2 protein-coding genes are annotated in these 3,529 nt (G+C 66.1%); both read left to right on the plus strand.

Annotated elements, in window-relative coordinates:
• A partial coding sequence (locus EB084_21865; protein NDD30912.1) for a hypothetical protein occupies window positions 1-1,107 on the plus strand: 1,107 nt, incomplete at its 5' end.
• Between the two features lie 998 nt (window positions 1,108-2,105).
• Window positions 2,106-2,549 carry a hypothetical protein gene (locus tag EB084_21870; protein NDD30913.1) on the plus strand — a complete coding sequence of 148 codons (444 nt, stop codon included), beginning with the start codon at window positions 2,106-2,108 and terminating at the stop codon, window positions 2,547-2,549.
• Window positions 2,550-3,529: the final 980 nt, after the last annotated feature.

Genomic DNA, 3,529 nt, shown 5'->3' on the forward strand with positions numbered 1-3,529 from the left:
AAATGGAAGCGCGGGGTGGCCGCGTGGGACGCGGGCAGGAAAAGAGAACACCGGCGCGCCCAGGGCTCAAGTCTCCATTTTGTCATGGCGGATTCCCTGGGCGAGACTCTCGCGCAGGGGAAAACGCGCTGGGATGCTGAGGACCTGTGCGACCAAGCTCTGACGATACTGGGGCGCGTCTTGGTTGGCGATCAGACGCTCCATGATACTCTGGATGCCAACGCCGCGAGCAGTTCTGGGGAGGCGCGCGCGTTTGTGCTGGGGCTGCAGGAGAGACCTCCGCGGCCCGCCAAGAGTACTCCGTTGGATCTGGAGGCCGTCATTCGTACCTGTGTGGAAGACGACGACGTGACTCCTCAGGTCGCGGAAAGGCGTCTTGCCAAGGTTGCACTCGTGCGTCAATTGAGGGAGTCTTCTCAGGAGCAGCGTGAGATCGCAAAGCGCCAGAAGGTCGCAGATATTGAGAAATACGAGGCCGAGACGAGTGCTAATATCGAGGAGCTCCGCGCTCGAAAGGAAGCAAACATCGAGAAGCTCCACGCAGAAAAGGAAGCAAACATCAAGAAGCTCCACGCAGAGCGCGACCAGGCGCAGGCGGAGCGCGCTCGCATCCAGGCGGAGCGCGCTCGCATCCAGGCCGAGCGGCAGCAAATGCAAGAGGACGCCGAGGCTCTTCGAGAGCGGCGCGCGCGGCAACACGTCCACGACTCCGAGGTGGCAGCGGAGGAGCGCCGCGCGGACATCCGCGACAGAGCGGCCAAGGGCCGCATTTCGCAGGAGGCGGCCGCTGACATGCTCGGCGAGAGCCGCCGGACGCCCATCGTGCGCTTCGAGAAGTGGATCGGCACGCATTGCGAGTGCAAAACGCCCTCCCGCTGTTCTTCGGTACTCGCGAAAATGTTCAAAGTGGAGGTGGAGGCTGGACGGCACGCGAAGCCGCGGACGCACAAGAACGAAGCCGGCGCTTGGAATCTGTACGTGGAGCACGACGGGCCCCTCCTGCAACGCCTGCACCAGCAGCTTCACGACAAGCGCAAGGGCGTGGACGAGAATCAAGCCAGGTTGACCTTCTCGGGAAGTTCACGGGAGAGCCGTGACGCCGCGTAGGCGACGACTCCGGGGATGTCGGACGCGTGGACGGGAGAATCATCGCTCTGAGGCCAAAAAAGAGCATTTACCTGCCGTGGGCCTCATGGTCCGCTTGCTCCCGTGAGCAACGACGCCGCCGCACGTGGGGTCGTGCATGCCGTGGACGCGCCGCGCGCGGGAGCTGCTGGACAAGAGCTCGACCTACTACCGCAGCTCTGGGGCCCAGTGGGTCTGCGCCCAGTTTTGGGCTCGGGGCGAGTGAGAGGCCAGGGCTGCGTCGGGGGAGCCGCGCGCAACAGAAAGCGCACGCGTTGCGAAAAAAAACCTTTGCGCTCGTGGGGAAAGAAGGATTTTCAGAGCATCGTCGAGGAAATGGAAGCGCGGGGTGGCCGCGCGGGACGCGGGCGGGAAAAGAGAACAGCGCGCACAGGGCTCAAGTCTCCATTTGGCCATGTTTGCCTTCCAGCTCGTGGCGGATGCCCTGGGCGAGACGCTCGCGCAGGGAAAAGCGCGCTGGGATCAGGCTCGGCAGCGACTTGGACGGCGCAAGCTCCAGCTGCCTCCGACGACCAAGGCAAAACCAACGGGCGCGAGGCAGCCCACTCCGCTGCTAGCCGCCAACGACGCGGCCAAGGCGGTCGGCAATGGAGCGCAAAGGCTGCGGACAGCCCTAGTTGACTCGAGCGGGGCTCCTGCCAGGTCTCACAGGCATCGCCTCGAGATTACGTCAAGAAAAAACGGGCCCGCGGGACAAGCAGGGAACAGACAGGGCCTCAGACATTTCTGCAAGAAAAAGATTCTTCGGGGTTCCGTCGTGGGAAAAACGGGACTCCCCCAATGCGCGCGCACGGGAGCAGCATGTGACACGCGCACCCGAAGCGCAGCCGAGGGCTCAGCAACCTTGATCCCCCGACATGTCGCGCTTCGCCTCTCCGCCGCCCACACGGCCTGCAGCGCAACGGGCGCCCAGCTGGCGCGAGGCGCCGCAGCCGCCGCCTTGTCAGCTGGAGCGAGCGGTGCTGCGCGCCGAGATGCACGAGCTCATCGCGGTCCTGCGCGAGCACCAGGAGGAGCTCTTGCTGCCGGTGCGGCGCGGCAAGCCCCTGCTTGTGCTCGCCGTCGAGTGCGGCCGGTCGCCGCAGGACCTGGCCGCCATGCTGGACTGCGGGGTGGTACTGGACCAGCAAGACCTCGACGGCAAGACTGCGTTGGAAAGGATCGTCGAGAAGGACGCCTTCGGAGCTCAGCACGGGCGCGAGCTCACGTCCTCCGCGATCCGCCTGCTGAGCCGCGGGGCGCGTGCGCCCGGAGCTGGCATAATTCCAGGGCGCGGCAATGCGGCAGCCACGTGCGCGGCGGAGTACCACGGCGCCTTGGCCGCGCGCACGCTGCGTCTGGCTGCTCGCTCCGGAGTCCTCCCCGATTGGCTGAGCGTGGTGGCGGGCTTCGTGGCACGGTGAGGCCGCTGAGGAGCGCGCCCGGCGCCTGGCCGCGGCTCTGAGCCCGGCGGAGCGGGCCGTGGAGTGGCCCGTGCACGCCGCGGAGCTGGAGCCGCAGTGGGACGAGGCGCCCTGAGCCGCGAAGGGTCCTGAGCCGCGAGGGGTCCGCGGCAGCGCTCGTACAGAAATCGAGAGCCCGAGCGCGCGTCGGGCGACGGCGCGCGACCTTGACGCGCGCGGTATGCCGCGTATTGCATACGCGAGCAAAAGAACCAGCAAGAGACAAAAGCCCGGACGCGGCCGAGACGGCGGTCCTCGACATACGCGCGCCGTGTGCGCGTCAGCGCGCGGAGCGCCCTTGGAAGGAGCGGGCGAAAACTGCGAAACTCGCACAAGAACGCGCGGAGAGCGCCGCATGCGATGCGGCCCTGGATTTGCAAGATGAAAGACCGAAATCTAACCGGCCTCGAAGTCGAAAAAGACAGGGGGAGAACGCTCGCAACCGCCGGAGGAACGGCCAAATAGCAAAAGGCGGCAAAAGCGGAGAGCACTGTCGCGACGCGGCTTGGATCGGCAAGATGAGGGACCGAAATCTGGTCGAGTAAACTTGAGGTCGCAAAAGCCAGAGGGAACGCTCGGATCCGCGCGAGAGGCAGAACCGAAAAGAGCGCGCGGAGCGCTGTGCGCATCGCGTCCGCGCGCGGTCTGCGTTTAGGCGCGAGAGCTGAGGTCGCCTCTACTCGACTCCCCGCATTGATGGCGCAGGAGCGCACCTGCCCTCCCAGGCCTCCAAGTTTCACATCGAGTTTTTCGCGAGAAGGCGCTCTGCGCTCTGCGGGAATCCGAGAAAACTTTCCGTCGGCTTCACGTCGCGGCGGCCTCTGCGGCAAGGCCGCGCATCGCGCTTCCGCGACAGCGCTCACGAGCGGACCGCCCGACGCCGCGCCCGCAGCATTTGACAGGCTCCCCCTCCCGCTTCCACAGGCTCCCCTCCCGCTTCC

This window comes from Pseudomonadota bacterium (assembly GCA_010028905.1).
Taxonomy (GTDB): domain Bacteria; phylum Vulcanimicrobiota; class Xenobia; order RGZZ01; family RGZZ01; genus RGZZ01.